This is a genomic window from Oceanobacter sp. 4_MG-2023 (assembly GCF_030689165.1).
Classification (GTDB): domain Bacteria; phylum Pseudomonadota; class Gammaproteobacteria; order Pseudomonadales; family Oceanobacteraceae; genus Oceanobacter.
The window spans coordinates 257,322-276,049 of the sequence record NZ_JAUYVV010000002.1; the positions used below are offsets into that span (position 1 = coordinate 257,322).

An 18,728-nucleotide genomic window follows, 5' to 3' on the forward strand; every position below is an offset into this window, starting at 1 on the left:
TCACCTGTTGCGAGTGGGCATTATGACAACAGACTCAGACGAGTACAGCCCGTGCCACGACTCAGAGGCCGGAAAGTACCGGATACCAGACTGATTCAACGGACAAACAGCCGGGGCCAGCCACGTCACCAGACAGTAACCAGCACTCTGCCGGAGACCAGGGCTGATCAAAGACCTGCCCTTCCACCAGATAAGCCGCAAGGCGTCCAACCAGTGGCAAATGAGATACCAGAATGATATCCCGTTCTTGTGATAGCAACTCATCAACAACCGTATTGACGTCGGAGGAAGGCACCAAAAAAGCGTGCTCTTCCATATCCAGCGGCAGGGATTCAGCAATCAGTGAGGCGGTTTGTTGTGTTCGATAATAGGGGCTGACCCATAATACCGGGTCATTCCATTCCTGTTCTGCCATCCACTCTCCGGCAGCCTGAGCCTGGAACCGACCTTTTTCAGTCAATTCCCTGTGCTGGTCATCCATACTGCCGATCACTGCAGAACCATGGCGAACTATACAGATTTTCACAAAACATCAGCCTTTCTGGTCAAGGCGTCTCTTTATTGCTGGCATCAGAACTGGCCGGTTCGACGACGGCATCTGGCTCGTCTTCGGGTACAACAACGACAGGCCACTCCCGGAAAGGAAAAGGTTTGTCGTCATTGCAGCCGGTCAGGTAATACACAACCTGCTGGTAGTAAATTCCCAGCGACTGGCAGAATTTGCCCAATTCTTTTTGAGGGCGGCCTGTCAGCAGGCGTGACACCCATTGCACCAATGTTGACAACAGCAACACCAGATCAAGCATTCTGATTACAAAAATAAAGATAACGGTATAAATTGTTCGAAGCCAAAAAGCATCTGAGGTGACATTGGTTTTAAAGTTGACGTCTGACATGTAGCTAACTCCTGTTATATTTCGTGCCTGGGTAAGGCAAATTCTACATCGGACGCATGCTCACCGGTCATCAACTCTCGAGCGACCATTCCGGGATCGGCGCCATTAAACAAACATTCATAAGCACCCATCACCAGTGGCATATAGATACCTGAATCCTCCGCTTTAGCCCTGACATAGCGCAAGGTATTAACACCTTCGGCTACTTCCCCCAGCTCTTCTGTCGCCTGATCGAGGGTTTTCCCCTGCCCAATGGCATAACCAACCCGAAAGTTGCGACTGAGTGGCGACATGCAAGTAACAACCAGATCACCCACACCGGCCAGGCCGAGAAAAGTCAGTGGATTGGCCCCCATGGCGTCGGCAAAACGGCTCATTTCCGCCAGGGAGCGGGTAATGATCATGCTTTTGGTATTTTCCCCCATCCCCAAGGCTGCGACAAAACCCGACACGATAGCGTAAATATTTTTTAACGCCCCGCCCAGCTCGACGCCATACACATCATTGGATGCATAAACGCGAAAATAATTGCAGCTTAATGCCTCTTGGATATCACGACGAAGATCACTGTTTTCACTGGCAATCACGGTACCGGCCAGCTCTTTGCGGGCAATTTCCTTGGCGAGATTGGGGCCACTCAGCACCCCGACCGGGTTATCAGGAAAGACATCACGAATCACCTGGCTCATTAACAAAAAGCCATCGGGTTCAATCCCCTTGGTGGTGCTGACCAATCCCTGCTCAGGTTTGATCAGGTGCGCAAAGCCGGAAATAACCTCTCGAACCGACTTGCTGGGGACAGAGACAAAAATAACATCAGCCCCTACTACCGCTTCCTCGATGGTGGTGGTTGCCCGTAGTGATGAATTCAAGGCAATGCCGGGCAAATACTGCTCATTGACGTGTAACTGATTGATGCTTTCGGCTATTTCCGGGTTACGGAGCCACTGAATAGCCTGAATATTATTATCTGCAAGAATATTGGCTGTGACGGTGCCAAAACTGCCGCCACCAATGATGGCTGCTGTGCGGATGCCCACAAAAAATCTCCTGACGGGTGTTTATTGGGTTTGATGACATTCCAGGGTTTCAACCAACTGGCTAAAGGTATCGCGATTACTGTCGTTCAGGTCCATCAACGCCTTGTGCGCAGAAATAATCTGTACCCGAGCCGCTTCTTCATCAACAGTATCATCGACCCAGTCGCGAAACTCTGCCTCATTGGCAAACGGCTCTTCCAGAATATGGAACACATGGTCAAAACCCATGCTCATCAATATGCGTGTAATGCTGGGGTCAGGAGAAAATACTGTCGGGGTGATTTTGAACCGGTCCCGACTCACAATCGCTATTTTCGCCAGCTGACCCAGTGTTGTACTGTCGACCCCCTCTGCCGAGGATAAATCCACCAGCACGTTGGCAAACATACCATCGGAGAGCACCTGACGGATATATCGGTCAAATGCAGTACAAAGATTAAGTCGAACATCCCCGATCAAACGTACAATCTGAACCCCATGGTGCTGGGCAACCTGAATTTGACCCGATGTCATAGCTTACCTCGACCAATAGAGACCATTGCAATATCATCCGGAACTTCCAGTTCTTTCCCCAGACCCAGTACGGATGTCAGCCCGTCCAGGTCACCGTTCTGATCCTCAACCATACCGAGCAGAGCCTTTTCTTTCGCTGCCAGATTGGCTTCCGTAATAATTTCCAGCACGCCATCAGAAAACAGTAACAACCGGAAAGCAGACGGCAGCTCCAGGTGGCGAGTGGTGTACTCCGCCTCACGAAACAGGCCAACCGGCATCCCCTGGCCTTCAAGATAACGACACCCGGAAGCATCCAGCAATGCGGGCATGGGCAAATGGCCACCGACGCTGTATTCCAGCACCGACTCCCGAGTATCCAGGATGCCGTAAAAAATGGTCAGATGCTTGTCCAGCCCGGTAGCCAGCATTTCGTCATTCATGCGACTGAGCACCTGCGATGGATGCAATAAATCATCACTGGAGCCCCGGCGATAATTGCGCCGCAAACGATAGGTAAGGTTTTTCAGCAACACGGTGACAAATGCCGACGAAGAACCATGGCCGGAAACATCAGCGATATAGAACACCAGCCGATGCTCGCCCAGCTCAAAATAGTCGAGAAAATCACCACTTAACATCAGCGACGGGAAAATCCGGTGATCGCAGCACAAGCCGTTATAGTTCAGCGAATCGGGCAGCATGCGCATCTGGATTTGCCGCCCTGCCATCTGGTCGGTACGCAACTCTTCCAGACCGTGCCTTAACTCGGCATTGGTCTTTTCCAGATATTCCCGATAAGCGGTATTTTCTGTTTCCAGTTCAACCCGCTCCAGCGCCCGCTTGATGGCGTGGTGCAGCATTTCCAGATCAAGAATCGGCTTGACCAGAAAATCATCCGCCCCCATACGCAAGGCCTGGACAACATCGTCCATAACCCCGCCTCCGGACACAACAATCACAGGTAATGACGGCCAGTGCTGTTTCAGCTGCTCCAGCCATTCAATACCGCTAGTGTCGGGCATTCGCAAGTCACAGACCACAATATCTATATGATGACGATCGAGTTCTTTCCAGGCAGCCACTGCGGACGGTGCCGCTACCACCTGATAGTCGTATTCCACCAAAAATGTGGCAATACTCTCGAGCACCGAGGGGTCGTCATCAATGACCAGCACATTCGCGGCCATTCGCATCTCCTAACACCAGAAAGCATTTCGAACAAGAGGTCACGCCTCGACAGCCAGTCCAGCGACCGGGCTTAATACCAGTATAGCGGACCAGCCTGTCTTTCCTCTGACATCAGGGGCAGGCAATATGGATGCGAACACTAACGCCAAGCGAATCGCCATGCAATCCCTCTCAGCTGCTATGACCGGTGAATATCGAACTATACGGATTGGCACAGAAGAAACTGTCGACATATCACCAGCTAATGAGTGGTATAAGCGCTATTAGAGGCGTTTTTCAGTCCTATTGCCTATTATTTGGTTATATAAAAGACATTTAACCGTATTATTTGACACAACCAATAAATATCCACCCAAAAGTGACAGCAAACCGCTGATTTTTTCACCAGGATTTTTGACAATACCGACAAGATGCCTTGCGCCATACCCTGGTATTCATCGGGGCATCCGCAAAGGTTAAAGAAAAAAGAGGAATCAACCCGGTAGCGCAGCAGCACAATTCTGCCCGCCAACGGGTCAATCTTATCGAGAACAGCAGAACAGAATGCCTGCTGCGATACCACGTAGTACTGCTATTTGCTATTTAAAGTACGCCTTATCCGTCACGCTGTGATCCGTTACATCGCGCACACCCTGAACCTCAGGAATCTTGGCGATCAGACTGGCTTCAACACCGTCTTTTAATGTCATATCCACGGCGCTGCAACCCTGGCAACCACCACCAAACTTGAGAATCGCCAGCCCGTCATCAGTGAGTTCCACCAGACTGACCTCACCACCATGGGATGCCAGGCCCGGATTGATCTCGGTATAGAGCAAATAATTGATACGCTCTTCCACCGGGCTATCCTCAGTGACTTTGGGCATTTTGGCATTGGGAGCCTTGATCGTCAGCTGTCCCCCCATACGATCCTTGGCAAAGTCGATAATGGACTCTTCCAGATACGGCACACTCATCGCCTCAACGTAAACCCGGAGCAGCTCCATCTGTTGCAGCTTATCGTTTTCATTCACCTCTTCCGGGCGACAGTAAGCCAGACAGGTTTCAGCGTAACGGGTGCCCGGCTGGGTGATAAATACCCGCACAGACATATCTGGTGTTGGTTGTTTACTCAACAACTCAGCCAGGTAAGCTTCGGCATCCGGTGTAATCTTTACGTATTCGGTCATAAACACATCCTCAAAACTGATCGCCATTGTAGCGAAACCCGCCAGCCAGCGAAATACCCCACTAATATAGTTGGATAAGACAAGCTGGTGCACCTCTGATATAATCCCGGCCCTTTTTTTGTCGATCCGCAGTTCATTCGAGTGAGTCCAAGCACCATGCCCAACGCCAGCCGCCAACGTCGTATTCAGCAGTTGAAAGAGAATCTCACCCAACGCATCCATATTCTGGATGGTGGCATGGGGACCCTGATTCAGTCGCATCAACTGGAAGAAAAGGATTATCGCGGTGAGCGTTTTGCTGACCTGAACCAGGAAATCAAGGGCAACAACGACCTGCTGGTGCTGACCCAACCCGAGATTATTGCTGGCATTCATCGCCAGTACCTGGAAGCCGGGGCCGACATACTCGAAACCAACACCTTCAACAGTACCCGGGTCTCCCAGGCTGACTACCAGCTCGAAGACCTGGTGCCGGAGTTAAACCGCGAAGCAGCGGCCATTGCCCGCCGTGTCTGCGACGAAGTCGAGGCAGAGACAGGGATTCCCCGTTATGTCGCGGGCGTACTTGGCCCCACCAGCAAGACCTGCTCCATCTCTCCGGATGTCAACGACCCCGGCTACCGGGCTATCACCTTCGACCAGCTGGTCGAAGAGTACACCGAAGCCACTGCAGCCCTGATGGATGGCGGCGCCGACCTGATTCTGATTGAAACCATTTTTGACACCCTCAACGCCAAGGCCGCTGTTTTTGCCGTACAAGGCGTTTTTGAAGCCCGCGACGAAGCACTGCCCATCATGATTTCCGGCACCATCACTGATGCCTCGGGCCGTACCCTGTCCGGACAAACGGCAGAAGCCTTTTACAACTCGCTTACCCATGCCCGGCCATTAACCATCGGTCTGAACTGTGCCCTCGGTGCCGAAGAGCTGCGTCCCCATATCGAGGAATTAAGCAACAAGGCCAACTGCTTTGTTTCAGCCCACCCCAATGCTGGCCTGCCCAACGAATTTGGCGAATACGACCAGACTCCCGCAGAAATGGCCGCCATCGTTGAAGAATTTGCCGCCAGCGGTTTTCTGAATATTCTCGGTGGTTGCTGTGGTTCTACCCCGGAGCACATCCGTGCCATCGCCGACGCGGTGGCCAAACATGCCCCCCGGGTTATCCCGGAGATCAAACCGGCCTGCCGACTGGCGGGTCTGGAACCATTCAACTTTGACGAGACCAGCCTGTTCGTCAACGTTGGCGAACGTGCCAACGTCACCGGCTCGGCAGTCTTCAAGCGCCTGATTGTGGATGAAAACTACGATCAGGCCCTGACCGTCGCCCGTGAGCAGGTCGAAAACGGCGCCCAGATCATCGATATCAACATGGATGAAGGCATGCTGGATTCCAAGGCCGCGATGGTACGCTTCCTGAATCTGATTGCCGCCGAGCCGGATATTGCCCGCGTCCCCATCATGGTCGACTCGTCCAAGTGGGATATCATCGAAGCTGGCCTGAAATGTATCCAGGGCAAAGCAGTGGTGAACTCCATCTCGCTCAAGGAAGGCAAGCAGGAGTTTGTCGACAAGGCCAGACGTTGCTTGCGTTACGGTGCCGCCGTAGTGGTCATGGCGTTTGATGAACAGGGCCAGGCCGACACCGAAGCCCGCAAGAACGAAATCTGTGAAAAATCCTACCGTATTCTGGTCGATGAGGTCGGCTTTGATCCGTCTGATATTATTTTCGACCCGAACATCTTTGCCGTCGCCACCGGTATCGAAGAGCACAACAACTACGCCGTTGATTTTATCAACAGCTGCAAATTCATTACCGACAACCTGCCCCACGCCAAAATATCCGGCGGGGTCTCCAACGTATCGTTCTCGTTCCGGGGCAACAACCCGGTGCGGGAAGCCATTCACTCGGTCTTCCTCTACTACGCCATCAAAAACGGCCTTAGCATGGGGATTGTCAACGCCGGTCAGCTGGCGGTCTACGATGACCTGCCAGCAGAACTGAAAGACCTGGTAGAAGACGTGATTCTCAACCGCCGTGACGATGCCACCGACCGCCTGTTAGCCGTCGCCGAAAATTATCGTGGCGATGGTTCAGTGGCCGAAAAAGAAACCGAAGAATGGCGCACCCTGCCGATTACCGAGCGGCTGACCCACGCCCTCGTCAAGGGCATCAATACCTATGTCGAGGAAGATACCGAAGCGGCCCGCCAGCAATTTGCCCGGCCGATTGAAGTGATCGAAGGGCCATTGATGGACGGCATGAACGTCGTCGGCGACCTGTTTGGTTCCGGTAAAATGTTCCTGCCCCAGGTGGTCAAAAGCGCCCGGGTGATGAAACAGGCCGTAGCTTATCTGCTGCCTTATATCGAAGAAGAAAAAGACGGCAAGTCCGAAACCCAGGGAAAAATCCTGATGGCCACGGTCAAGGGGGATGTCCACGATATCGGTAAAAACATCGTTGGCGTGGTATTGCAGTGCAACAACTTTGAGGTGATTGACCTCGGCGTGATGGTGCCGGCGGAAAAAATTCTCAAAACCGCCAAAGAAGAAAACGTCGATATCATTGGCCTGTCCGGTCTGATTACCCCCTCACTGGATGAAATGGTTCACGTTGCCCGTGAAATGCAACGACTCAATTACCACATTCCACTGATGATTGGCGGCGCCACTACCTCCAAGGCGCACACGGCGGTCAAGATTGAACCTCAATTCAAAAACGACATTGCCATTTACGTCGCCGATGCCTCCCGTGCCGTCGGGGTCGCTCAAAAACTGGTGACACCAGCGGCCAAGCCCGCCTTTATTGAAGCCACTCGCGACGAATACATCCACGTCCGTGAACGTAATGCCAACCGCAAAGCCAAGGCCTTGCTGCCATACCCCAAAGCCGTTGCCAATGGTTTTACCTGCGACTGGGCCAACTATCAGCCCACGACACCCAAAAAACTGGGCATCCAGGTGTTTGACCATTTTGATGTCGCTCAACTGGTGGATTACATCGACTGGACGCCGTTTTTCATGTCCTGGGAACTGGCTGGAAAATACCCCCGTATTCTCACCGATGACGTTGTCGGCGAAGCGGCCACCAATCTGTTCAAGGACGCCCAGGCGATGCTGAAACGCATTGTCGATGAAAAGCTGTTCCGCGCCCGTGCTGTAATTGGCCTCTGGCCTGCGGCCAAACGGGGCAACGACGACACCGTGATCTTCAACCCGGACAACCCATCCGAAGAACTGGCCATTCTGCATCACCTGCGCCAGCAGACCGACAAACCCAACGACCAGCCCAATTACTCGCTGGCGGATTTTGTCACACCAGAAGATCAGCTCACCCATGGCAAACAGGATTACATGGGAGCGTTTGTTGTCACCGCCGGGATCGAAGCCGAGCAGCTGGCGCAGAATTACAATGCCAACCATGACGATTACAACAGCATCATGATCAAGGCACTGGCCGACCGTCTGGCCGAAGCCTTTGCAGAGCATATGCACCAAATCGTGCGCAAGGATATCTGGGGCTACGCAGCGGACGAACAACTGGATAACGAACAACTGATCAAGGAAAAGTATCAGGGGATTCGACCAGCCCCGGGCTACCCGGCCTGTCCGGATCACACCGAAAAAGCCACCTTGTTCAAACTGCTGGACGCCGAGGCCAATACCGATGTATTCCTCACCGAAAGCTTTGCCATGAGTCCGGCGGCTTCAGTCAGCGGCTGGTATTTTGGACACCCGGACGCCAAATATTTTGGCCTGGGAAAAATCGCCAAGGATCAGGTGGAAGACATCGCTGACCGCAAGGGGATGACTGTTGACACCATGGAGCGCTGGCTGGCACCCAACCTCAACTACGACCGCTGAGCCATGTCAGTTGAGCACTGGCTTGGCAAACTGCTGCGGATTGAACCGCAGCGCCTGACCCGGATTTTTGGTATTGGCCTGCCAATCATCGGTGCCATGCTGTCACAAAGCCTGATCAATCTGATTGATGCCGCCATGGTAGGCCGCCTCGGTGATGCCGCCCTGGCGGCTATTGGTATTGGTGGCTACGCCTCCTTTATGATGGTTTCCATTGTCATGGGGCTGGCCGCGGCCGTACAGGCACTGGTAGCCCGCCGTATCGGCGCGGGCAAAACCGCCACCCTGCACGAGCCGCTGATGGCTGGTTTGCTTTCTGCCATCTTGCTGGCGGTGCCGTTATCCCTGCTGTTTATTTTTCTTGCGCCATCGTTGATTCCGTCCCTGACCAACAACAGCGACGTCGCTGCCATTGCCACGCCGTATTTCCAATGGCGCACCGCTGCCCTGATCGCCGTCGCGATGAACTTCGTCTACCGTGGATTCTGGAGTGGTATTGGCGAAACCCGCTTTTATCTACAAGTCCTGCTGCTGATGCATGTGGTTAATATCTCACTCAGCTATCTGCTGGTATTCGGTATCGGTGACTGGCAAGGACTGGGCGCTGTTGGCTCTGGTATTGGTACCGCCATGGCACTGGTGTTTGGAAGTGCCCTGCTGTCCTGGCTGACATTCACCCATAAACGCCAGCGTCTGGGCCAAATCAAATTCCCTACCCGGGCAACCCTGCTGCAGCTGATCCGACTGGCCTGGCCCAATTCCGCCCAACAAACACTGTTTGCCCTCGGTATCAGCATTCTGTTCTGGATTATCGGCCAGATTGGCACCCGGGAGCAGGCCATTGGTCATATCCTGATCAGCCTGCAACTGATCCTGATTCTGCCCGCAGTCGGTATGGGTATTGCCGCCACCAGCCTGGTCAGCCATGCGCTCGGAGCAGGCCACCCCCAGGATGCTCACCGCTGGGGCTGGGATGTCGTCAGGGTCGCGACCCTGACTCTTGCGCTACTGGGCTTGCCGTTGTGTCTGTTCCCGGAATGGATTCTGGGTATATTCACCACCGAGACGAAACTGATTCAGGCCGGTATTCTCCCTCTGCAGATCACCGGTATCTTTATAGCCCTCGAAGTCACCGCCATGGTGCTGACCCAGGCACTGCTGGGGGCTGGTGCCAGTCGCCAGATCATGAAGATCAATCTGACCATGCAATGGTGTGTCTTCTTGCCGCTGGCCTATTTTATTGGCCCGGTACTGGGGTTTGGTCTGGTGGGAGTCTGGATCCTGCAGGGCGTCCAACGTACCGGACTGTCGCTGATCTATAGCCTGATCTGGCAACGACGCCAATGGGTTCATTTATCTGTCTAGCCACCGGAGGCCAGACCATGCGCACCAGCACAGTGATTGCCCATCGCGGCGCCAGTCGTCTGGCACCGGAAAACACCCTGGCCGCCTTCCGGCTCGCCCAGCAGGCTGGTGCCAGCTGGATAGAAGTGGACGTTGCCCTGAGTGCTGACGGCCAGGCCGTTATTTTCCACGACGAACAGCTCGACCGCTGCACCAATGGCCATGGCTGGCTCTTGCGCCATACCCTGATCGAATTACAGCAGCTGGATGCTGGCAGCTGGTTTGCCGATCACTTCTGCCACGAACGAATTCCCACCCTGCAGGCCTTGCTGCACTGGGCCTGCCAGCACAGCATCGGCCTTAATCTGGAAATCAAGGCGGTGGTTGGCCGTGAGGCTGAAACCGTCCAGGCGTTGGTCATGGCATATCAGGCAACACTGGCTGAAACCGGCATGGTGCCGATTTTGCTCAGCTCGTTTAACCCGTTATCGCTGCAGTACGCCCGCTCCGCCCTCCCTGAGGTGCCACGCGCCTTGCTGACGGAAGCCATTCCGGCAGATGCCGCGTTACGCCTGACCAGGCTGGGCTGCGAAGGGTTGCATTTTTGTGCCGATCTGGCCGCCCCGGAAGTGATTCGGACACTGGCCAATGCCGGCTTTAACCTGCGTGCCTATACAGTCAACAACCCGACACAGGCGGATTCATTGTTAGCCATGGGCGTCAATGCGGTATTCAGTGACATAGCCGATTTACCTGTCACAAAGGACAATCCCGCCACAACGCCTTGAAAAACAACCTGTTCGGTTTTATCGAACGATCTAAGGCACAAAAGTAATTACGATATAGATAAATAGTCGTTTTAAGAATAAAGCGGCTTTGGTAATGTTCGCCCAACTAAAAAACCACCATTGGCCATGAGCCGATGAAGAAGCAACCGAGAGATTATGTACCAATACGACGAGTACGATCAGCAGATCCTGAACGAGCGCGTTGCCCAATTCAAAAGCCAGACGGAACGCTATCTGGCCGGGGAAATCGCTGAAGATGAGTTCTTGCCACTGCGCCTGCAGAATGGCATCTACGTGCAACGCTACGCCCCCATGTTACGGGTCGCGATTCCTTATGGCGCCTTTACTGCTGAGCAAATGCGCGCTCTGGCCAAGGTCGCCCGCGACTACGATAAAGGCTATGCCCACTTCAGTACTCGCCAGAACCTGCAGTTCAACTGGCCCAAGCTGGAAGACTGCCCTCAGATTCTGGCTGATTTGGCAAAAGTGCAAATGCACGCGGTACAAACCAGTGGTAACTGTATCCGTAACACCACCACAGACGAATACGCTGGTGTGGTTGCAGAAGAACTGGTAGATCCTCGTCCGTATTGTGAAATCATCCGTCAGTGGTCAACCTTCCACCCGGAATTTGCTTTCCTGCCCCGTAAATTCAAGATTGCGGTCAACTCGGTTCCCGGTGAAGACCGGGCAGCCACCAAGGTTCACGATATTGGCGTTCATATTATCCGTAACGACGCCGGCGAACTGGGCTACCGTATTCTGGTCGGTGGTGGCCTCGGCCGCACACCGATCATTGGTGAAACCATTCGGGAATTTTTGCCAGAGCAAGACCTGCTCACTTATCTCGAAGCCGTGATTCGGGTCTATAACCAGTTTGGCCGTCGTGACAACAAGTACAAGGCCCGCATCAAGATTCTGACCAAGGCATTGGGCGTTCAGCGTCTGGGTGAACTGGTCGAGGCGGAATGGAACCGTATCAAGGATTCTGCCGCCAGGCTGACCAGCGCAGAGCTGGAGCGAGTCAAAAAACACTTTGTTGACCCCGCTTACGCCACACTGGATAACAACCCGGCCGAACTGGAAACTGCCAAAGCGGAAAACCCGGCCTTTGTTCGTTGGCTTGGCCGTAACGTCCGGGCACACAAACAGTCTGGTTACGCAGTAGTCACCCTGACCCTGAAGCAGAAAGGCACGCCACCCGGCGATGTTACCGCCGAGCAGATGGAGCAGATTGCCACCCTGGCCGATGAATTCAGCTTTGGTGAATTACGATCGACCCACCAGCAGAACCTGGTATTGGCCAACGTTGAACAGCGCCAGCTGTTTACCCTGTGGCAACAGGCCAAAGCATTGGGTTTGGCAACACCCACCCTGGGCTTGCTGACCGACATGATTTGCTGCCCGGGAGGCGACTTCTGCGCCCTGGCGAACGCCAAGTCGATCCCGATTGCCGACGATTTGCAAGTCCGCTTCGACGATCTGGATTACCTGCATGATCTGGGTGAAATCGACCTGAATATCTCCGGTTGCATGAACGCCTGCGGTCACCACCATGTCGGTAACATTGGCATCCTGGGGGTCGATAAAAAAGGTCAGGAATTTTATCAGGTGTCACTCGGCGGCAACTCCGGTGAACGTGGTACGGCCTCTCTGGGCAAGATTCTGGGGCCATCGTTCTCCCGCGAACAGCTGACCGATGTGGTCGCCAAGGTACTCGATCTGTACGTGGCCTCTCGCCATGTGGGTGAATCCTTTCTCGAAACCTACCAACGTATTGGTCATAACACATTCAAGGAGGCGGTATATGGCAAAGCTGATTAAAGACGGGGCCTTTGTTGCCGACGATGCCTGGACCCGTATCGACGACGATGCCATCGCCACGGAATACAGCCTGATTTCGCTGGACCGCTGGACACATCAACAAGCAGAATTACAACCCTTGGCATCACGGGGCAAGCTGGGGCTGTATCTGAACAGCGACCAGCTGGCTGAGATGGTGGCCGAACAGTGTCGCAATTTTGCTGTAATTGCCGTGGACTTCCCCAAGTTCAGCGATGGTCGTGGTTATTCCACCGCACGTCTGCTGCGTGACCAGTACCACTACGCCGGTGATTTACGCGCTGTGGGTGATGTCTTGATTGACCAGCTGTTTTTTATGAAACGGGTTGGCTTCAGCTCCTACGCCCTGCGTGACGACCAGAATGAAGCGCATGCACTGGCAGCCTTTTCATCTTTCAGCCAGCCATACCAGGCGGCGATGGATGACCAGCGGCCATTGTTCGCCCGGGTTTCACGCTAGCATTGCGTAACCATTGTTCTGTGTGCTGACCCTTGTGGCCAGTACCGACGCACCAGCAACAGGCTCCTTCGGGAGCCTGTTGCGTTTCTCCCGGCCAGAACCTCCCGGCCAGAAAATACCGCTCTGCCCTTGTGGACCTCAACGCAATAAATCGCTATAGGCAACAATCTGCGCCATAACAGACTGGCAGGCTCGGCGGCGCTATCGTAATCTGAAACCGGCAACAAAGGAGCAAGGCATGCAGCAAGACATTGTTTTTTCGACTTTTTTGATTTTTGCGGGTGCTTCGATACTGGCTACCTTTGCCCTTTATACCCGCCAGCCTGTCTTGATTGCCTATATTGCCCTCGGCACTCTGATCGGCCCTTTTGGGGTTGGCTGGATTGATCACCCGGAGCAATTGGAAAACATGTCGCACATCGGCATTATTTTCCTGCTATTCCTGCTCGGCCTCGATATGCAGCCCAGTTCTCTGATCGCCGTAATAAAACAGGCATCGACCATTGGCCTGGCCAGCTCGCTGGTGTTTTTCCTTGCCGGTTTCTCCATTACCTGGCTCTTTGGTTTCAGCCAGATGGACAGCATTATTATTGGCCTGGCACTGATGTTCTCCAGTACCATTATTGGCCTGAAACTCTTGCCTACCACGGTGTTGCACCATAAACATATGGGCAACCTGATGATCGGTCTGTTACTGCTGCAAGACATGCTGGCCATTTTTACACTGATTTTTCTGGGTGTAATGAAAGGCGACAGCGAGATGCCCGTCTGGCAGCCGTTTATTGCCCTGCCCCTGCTGATTGGTGTTGCCTACCTGGCAGTCAGGTTTGTCTTGCTGCCTCTGATCACCCGCTTTGACCGCTACCGTGAGTACCTGTTTATTCTTGCCATCGGCTGGTGTCTGTCACTGGCTGAAGCAGCACAGCTGGCAGGCCTGACCTATGAAATCGGTGCCTTTATTGCGGGTATTACTCTGGCCACCAGCCCCATTGCCCAGTTTATCGCCATTAGTCTCAAACCCTTGCGAGACTTTTTTCTGGTTATGTTTTTCTTTGCCCTGGGCGCGGGGCTTGACCTGACGATGCTACCGTCGGTCGCGGTCAGTGCGATCACCTTGGCGGTCGTCGTCCTGGCACTCAAACCCATTACCTTCCGGGTATTGCTGCGGGGCTTTAGCGAGCGCACCAGTCTGGCCTGGGATGTCGGCTTTCGGTTGGGGCAAATCAGTGAATTTTCGTTACTGGTCGCTTTTGTTGCCGTTGAAAGCTCCCTGCTGTCGGAGCGTGGTTCATTGCTGATACAGGCAACCGCCATTATCACTTTCGTGATATCCAGTTACATCGTGGTATTTAACTACCCCAACCCAATTGCGGTCAGTGACAAGTTAAGACGAGATTAGGCAAGAAGCTGAAAAAGGAGGCCAGGCAACAAAAGCCGACCGAGAGACACTAACCGAGAGAGGACAGTAACAGGCCGGGCCAGAAAAACTGGCCCGGCCGGTGATATCGGGCTACCGCAAAAACAATCAGGGCAGCCTGATCATTTTCAGCTTTTACTGACAGACTGCTGCTGCACCCGATTCAGCACGGTTGTTACTGCTTTACTGATGCCACCCTGAACGGCAAAACCGATTTTTTCCTGCAAGGTCTTTTTGTATTCATAACGAACACTGAATACGTCAGCATCAGCACAGGCCTTGGTTATATAGTCATCACTGGTGCCCAGCTCATCGATCAGGTCCAGCTCAACCGCTTGCTGCCCATACCAGACATCGCCATTCGCCACGGCAGCGACATCCAGCCTGGGGCGATAACGCTGGATATGCTGCTTGAACAGCACATGCGTCTCCTCAAGATCCGATTGGAACTTATCCCGGGCCTTGTCGGTGTTTTGCCCAAACATGGTGACAGTGCGCTTGTACTCTCCTGCCGTAAACAACTCATAGTCAACATCGTGTTTTGTCAGCAGTTTGTTGAAGTTGGGCAGTTGCGCCATGACCCCAATAGAACCCACCAGCGCAAAAGGGGCGGCAATAATGCGATCAGCCAGGCAGGCCATCATATAACCACCACTCGCGGCTACTTCATCCACGCAGATTGTCAGCTTGACCCCTTGATTACGAATACGCTCCAACTGCGATGCTGCCAGACCATAGGTGTGCACCATGCCCCCCGGACTTTCGAGCCGCAGTACAATTTCGTCTTCGGCCCGTGCAGAGGTCAGGATGGCGGTGATTTCATGACGTAACAAGTCCACCTCACTGGCCCGTACATCACCATTAAAATCGATAACGTACACTCTTTTTTGGGCAGGTTCTTCTTCCACTCCGCTTTTGAGCCGTTTGCGCTCTGCTTTCTCCTCGGCCTTTTCTTCCTTGTCGCGCTGTTTGTGCAGGGCTTTCAGCTCATGCTTGCCCAACACCGCCTCTTCGATCACTTCTTTATATTCATCGATATCATCATTCAGGCGTTTGATCACCAACTCACCTTCAGAACGTGGTTTGTGGCGCATCCCCATGCTGGCTACAGCCCCAAGCAACAAGATAATAGCGCCAGCGATGGTGACTGTTTTCAGTAAAAACAATCCATACTCAGCAACAAATTCCACTCACACTTCCTTAAATGTAAAACCGCTAGTCTACCTGAACCCGGTGGCGCAACAAGTTGCCAGTCAGGAATAATCCACCATATTCATACAGTCGTTTGAATCCAGGTTGACACCTGTTCATGTGCCACATAGAGTGTGGCTATGGTTAAATACCTCCTGCCATTCGTTTTAGATACGCCAATCCAGATCATCTAAAGTCAGTGCATGACACTAACAATAAAGGAACAAGCCCATGACTTCCGTCGCAGAGATTATCAATACACTGAACAAGCGCTTTGATTCAGATGCAGCCAACGACCTGAACGCCACGTTCCAATTCAGTATCGAAGATGGTGATGACTACTATATCGCTATCGCAGATGGCACCTGCACCGTTGGCGAAGGCGAAAATGATGATGCAGACGTCACTCTGGTTATGAACACTGAAACACTGGCCGGTATTGCCAGCGGTGAAACAGACGGCATGCAAGCCTTTATGTCGGGCCAATTACGAGTAGAAGGCGATATGATGTTGGCCACCAAGATTGGCGAACTGTTTCCAGCCTGAACGACAAGCATAAAAAAACGGGCAAGGTGCCCGTTTTTTTATGCTTTATCTTCTGCCCGGCTAACGGGCGTAATCACCAGTCGCCACCCAATGCTTTTTCGGCGACATCATTAACCGGTCGAGCGACCACCCCGGTGGGGGTAATATAAACGGCATACACCGCACCATTAACCAATGGCATAAATACCGCACTTCCCATCTCCGCCTGCAGCCAGAAGCCGATATCCTTGACCAGATTCCACGAATCAATCATGCCTGAACTCGATAACTCAAACAGTGTACGTTCTGCTGTACGCTCCTGTTCCAGCGATAAAAAACGCCCCGACAACCGATCCAGGCGATAAACCGGTGCGGCACTCAATGCCTGAAACGGGCCGTCCCAGGTCAGCAGCCGAACATCCAGCTGCCACTGGTCACCATTCAGGATATAGCGTTTTTCAATATCGGTTTCATCCACCAGGCTGATATCAAATACCTGGTCGCCGGTTTCATAGACACTGACCGTCAACTCCGGTACATCCGGCTGCGCTTGTTTGTAGCTCCACAAGTCCAGGGCGATATACACCAGCAGAAACCCGCCAAACAGCATCAGCATCCCGGCCGTGCCCTTTAGCCATTGGATAAACCAGGATTGCCCAAGCCACATCACGGCAACCACAACCAGAATCAGGACAATAATCGAGCCGAGCAATCCCAGCAGCGCATCATGCAGCATCATGGTCAGCTCTGCAGATGCACAAGACTCTCTTGTGCCAGTCGAATCGCTTCATCAGCACCGGCAGTCTGGCCATTAAGGGTATCGAGAAAATACTCAATAGCCGTAATAGCGTCAGCAAATGCTTCCATTTTATGTTCTTCTATCGGTTCACGGGCAGCCAACACCTGATACGTAATAAAGTTATTCAGCGCCAGCAGCACATCATGAGCCGGGCGTTTATCGAGAAACAACAGCGCACCGGCCACGTCGAGCAAGCTTTTACCGACATTTTTGATATGCAGGTGGTCGCCGTCTGATTCCAAATAACTGCCAATTGCCCGTTTGATCATCGCCAGGGCTGTCATGGATTCTGAGACCACAGCAATACGGGCTTCTCTCAGGCTGATTGGATCGACCAGGGTTTTGGTGTCCAGGCCACTGTGCGATATCGCGCGCAAGTCCTGCTCCAAACGTATGATACTGTCCGCCACACTGGCGACATTATCTTTCAGGGCATGGGTTCCACCTGCCCGCAACTGCTCAACCAGCGCCAGGGTACGACTTGCCGGTAACGCCTGATTGGTAATCATCAGGGTGTCACCGATACGCGCCAACGACGCCAGCAAGTCCTCGAAGTCTTCAGCACTGATGTCGATACGCTCAATCAGGTCGACCTGGTCCTTGATCATTTGCAGCTCTTCCTGCAACGCGGTCGCCAGTGATTCCATGGCGGCGGTATCCGGGCCTCGTAACTGGTTACGGAATTCCACCAGCTGGGCTTCTTTTACACCACGGCCAATCTGGAACTCTTCCTGTAGAGTACGAATCAGGTCGGAATCCGGCTGTGCCAGCGATATGATATGAACAAATTCCTTCAGCAACCAGTCTGGCTGCTTCTCCGCAAATGCCTTGCCTTCGGTGTCCTGAACATGTCGCACTTGCTTGTCCAGCTGCCCCATCAGAGTCAGCCGCGACGGCGTCATTTCGAAGTTTTCCTGCGCCAGCGCGTCCAGGGCACCCATCACCGTATGCCAGAACAACCAGGAAGCACCACCCCGGCTCGCCTTTTCAAAACGGCTGATGGCACGGGACATCACCATCACAGGCCCCTTCCGGCCTTGCCGACGCATCAGGCCCAGCAAGCCCAGCTGGTACATCTGGCGCGCTCGCCGATACGGGAAGCGCATCATGCCGGACTCAACCTTGGGGATCGTCACACGAGGCCGCAGGTTCACCAGAAAGAAATAGGCTTCCGGCAGGGGCGCATCGTTACGTTCTTTACGGATCTGGTTAATAGAGGGGATCAGCAAGCTGGGGGACAATGGATAACCGGCACCCAGCAAATCGACAAACCGTTTCAGGAATACAATGGCCTGGGTAAACACCGTTAATGTCTGATCCGCCAGCCGCTCACCCCGAGCAGACCGGCCAGTTTCTGCAAACTCCTCACAAATACGCTCGCCAGCACGGAAATCGAGCATCTTGAATGTGCCCCGTACTTGCTGAACCTCGGCCAAAAAGGCGCGAAACTGCTCCGGGCTGCCCGTTTCTGAATACATATCCAACTGTGCAGCGGCTTGATCCAGTGCGTTGGCCACCTCGGCTTTTACCAGGTTCAACGATACTGCAAACGTTGACTCTTCACTTCCGATCATTAGTTCTGCCATGAGTGTTTGTCGTATTTTGTGAACATTTGTTATTGCCATTCTATCGACTTCATCTACCAATCGCGAAAGTTTTGCGACGCGGAAGTCAAATGGCGATGCACTTGCCAAATAAAACCATATACAAGGC

General features: G+C 53.3%; 16 protein-coding genes. 7 read left to right on the forward strand and 9 right to left on the reverse strand.

The window, feature by feature from the left end; all coding sequences use genetic code 11:
- Window positions 1-61: 61 nt before the first annotated feature.
- From sixA to nfuA, 6 genes are all read right to left on the reverse strand, one after another.
- Window positions 62-526: a phosphohistidine phosphatase SixA gene (gene sixA, locus Q8W24_RS02835; protein WP_305474341.1), complete on the reverse strand. Its 465-nt coding sequence runs from the start codon at window positions 524-526 to the stop codon at window positions 62-64.
- Window positions 527-545: 19 nt separating this feature from the next.
- The gene (locus Q8W24_RS02840; RefSeq protein WP_303431574.1) at window positions 546-896 is read right to left on the reverse strand and encodes a DUF4389 domain-containing protein; all 351 of its coding nucleotides are present in this window, start codon (window positions 894-896) and stop codon (window positions 546-548) included.
- Window positions 897-910: 14 nt separating this feature from the next.
- The gene (locus Q8W24_RS02845; RefSeq protein ID WP_303431572.1) at window positions 911-1,936 is read right to left on the reverse strand and encodes an NAD(P)H-dependent glycerol-3-phosphate dehydrogenase; all 1,026 of its coding nucleotides are present in this window, start codon (window positions 1,934-1,936) and stop codon (window positions 911-913) included.
- A gap of 21 nt (window positions 1,937-1,957) precedes the next feature.
- Window positions 1,958-2,449, reverse strand: coding sequence for an STAS domain-containing protein (locus tag Q8W24_RS02850; protein WP_303431571.1), 492 nt, complete (start codon window positions 2,447-2,449; stop codon window positions 1,958-1,960).
- A complete protein-coding gene (locus Q8W24_RS02855) occupies window positions 2,446-3,618 on the reverse strand; it encodes a response regulator (protein ID WP_305474342.1) in 1,173 nt (390 codons plus the stop codon). The genes Q8W24_RS02850 and Q8W24_RS02855 overlap by 4 nt, the downstream gene beginning before the upstream one ends.
- 579 nt (window positions 3,619-4,197) lie before the next feature.
- Window positions 4,198-4,788 carry a Fe-S biogenesis protein NfuA gene (gene nfuA, locus Q8W24_RS02860; RefSeq protein ID WP_303431568.1) on the reverse strand — a complete coding sequence of 197 codons (591 nt, stop codon included), beginning with the start codon at window positions 4,786-4,788 and terminating at the stop codon, window positions 4,198-4,200.
- Window positions 4,789-4,944: 156 nt separating this feature from the next.
- On the opposite strand from nfuA, the gene metH reads away from it, so the two are divergent.
- From metH to Q8W24_RS02890, 6 genes are all read left to right on the forward strand, one after another.
- On the forward strand, window positions 4,945-8,652 hold the full coding sequence (metH, locus tag Q8W24_RS02865) for a methionine synthase (RefSeq protein WP_305474374.1): 3,708 nt from the start codon (window positions 4,945-4,947) through the stop codon (window positions 8,650-8,652).
- A 3-nt stretch (window positions 8,653-8,655) separates the two neighbouring features.
- A complete protein-coding gene (locus tag Q8W24_RS02870) occupies window positions 8,656-10,014 on the forward strand; it encodes an MATE family efflux transporter (RefSeq protein WP_305451793.1) in 1,359 nt (452 codons plus the stop codon).
- 17 nt (window positions 10,015-10,031) lie between these two features.
- A complete protein-coding gene (locus Q8W24_RS02875; RefSeq protein WP_305451792.1) occupies window positions 10,032-10,781 on the forward strand; it encodes a glycerophosphodiester phosphodiesterase family protein in 750 nt (249 codons plus the stop codon).
- A 156-nt stretch (window positions 10,782-10,937) separates the two neighbouring features.
- Window positions 10,938-12,605: a nitrite/sulfite reductase gene (locus Q8W24_RS02880; protein ID WP_305474343.1), complete on the forward strand. Its 1,668-nt coding sequence runs from the start codon at window positions 10,938-10,940 to the stop codon at window positions 12,603-12,605.
- Window positions 12,589-13,083 (forward strand): DUF934 domain-containing protein, encoded by a 495-nt coding sequence (locus Q8W24_RS02885; RefSeq protein WP_303431564.1) that lies wholly within the window; start codon window positions 12,589-12,591, stop codon window positions 13,081-13,083. Before Q8W24_RS02880 ends, Q8W24_RS02885 begins: the two co-directional genes overlap by 17 nt.
- A 238-nt stretch (window positions 13,084-13,321) precedes the next feature.
- Window positions 13,322-14,482, forward strand: coding sequence for a cation:proton antiporter (locus Q8W24_RS02890; protein ID WP_303431563.1), 1,161 nt, complete (start codon window positions 13,322-13,324; stop codon window positions 14,480-14,482).
- Window positions 14,483-14,628: 146 nt separating this feature from the next.
- On the opposite strand, the gene sohB is transcribed toward Q8W24_RS02890, so the two are convergent.
- Entirely contained in the window at window positions 14,629-15,690 is a 1,062-nt protein-coding gene (gene sohB, locus Q8W24_RS02895; protein ID WP_303431562.1) for a protease SohB, read from the reverse strand.
- Window positions 15,691-15,922: 232 nt separating this feature from the next.
- On the opposite strand from sohB, the gene Q8W24_RS02900 reads away from it, so the two are divergent.
- Window positions 15,923-16,237: an SCP2 sterol-binding domain-containing protein gene (locus Q8W24_RS02900; protein WP_303431561.1), complete on the forward strand. Its 315-nt coding sequence runs from the start codon at window positions 15,923-15,925 to the stop codon at window positions 16,235-16,237.
- A 73-nt stretch (window positions 16,238-16,310) separates the two neighbouring features.
- On the opposite strand, the gene Q8W24_RS02905 is transcribed toward Q8W24_RS02900, so the two are convergent.
- Together Q8W24_RS02905 and Q8W24_RS02910 are read right to left on the reverse strand one after the other, a co-directional pair.
- A complete protein-coding gene (locus Q8W24_RS02905) occupies window positions 16,311-16,955 on the reverse strand; it encodes a hypothetical protein (RefSeq protein WP_305474345.1) in 645 nt (214 codons plus the stop codon).
- A gap of 2 nt (window positions 16,956-16,957) precedes the next feature.
- Window positions 16,958-18,601, reverse strand: coding sequence for a hypothetical protein (locus Q8W24_RS02910; RefSeq protein ID WP_303431559.1), 1,644 nt, complete (start codon window positions 18,599-18,601; stop codon window positions 16,958-16,960).
- Between the last annotated feature and the right edge of the window lie 127 nt (window positions 18,602-18,728).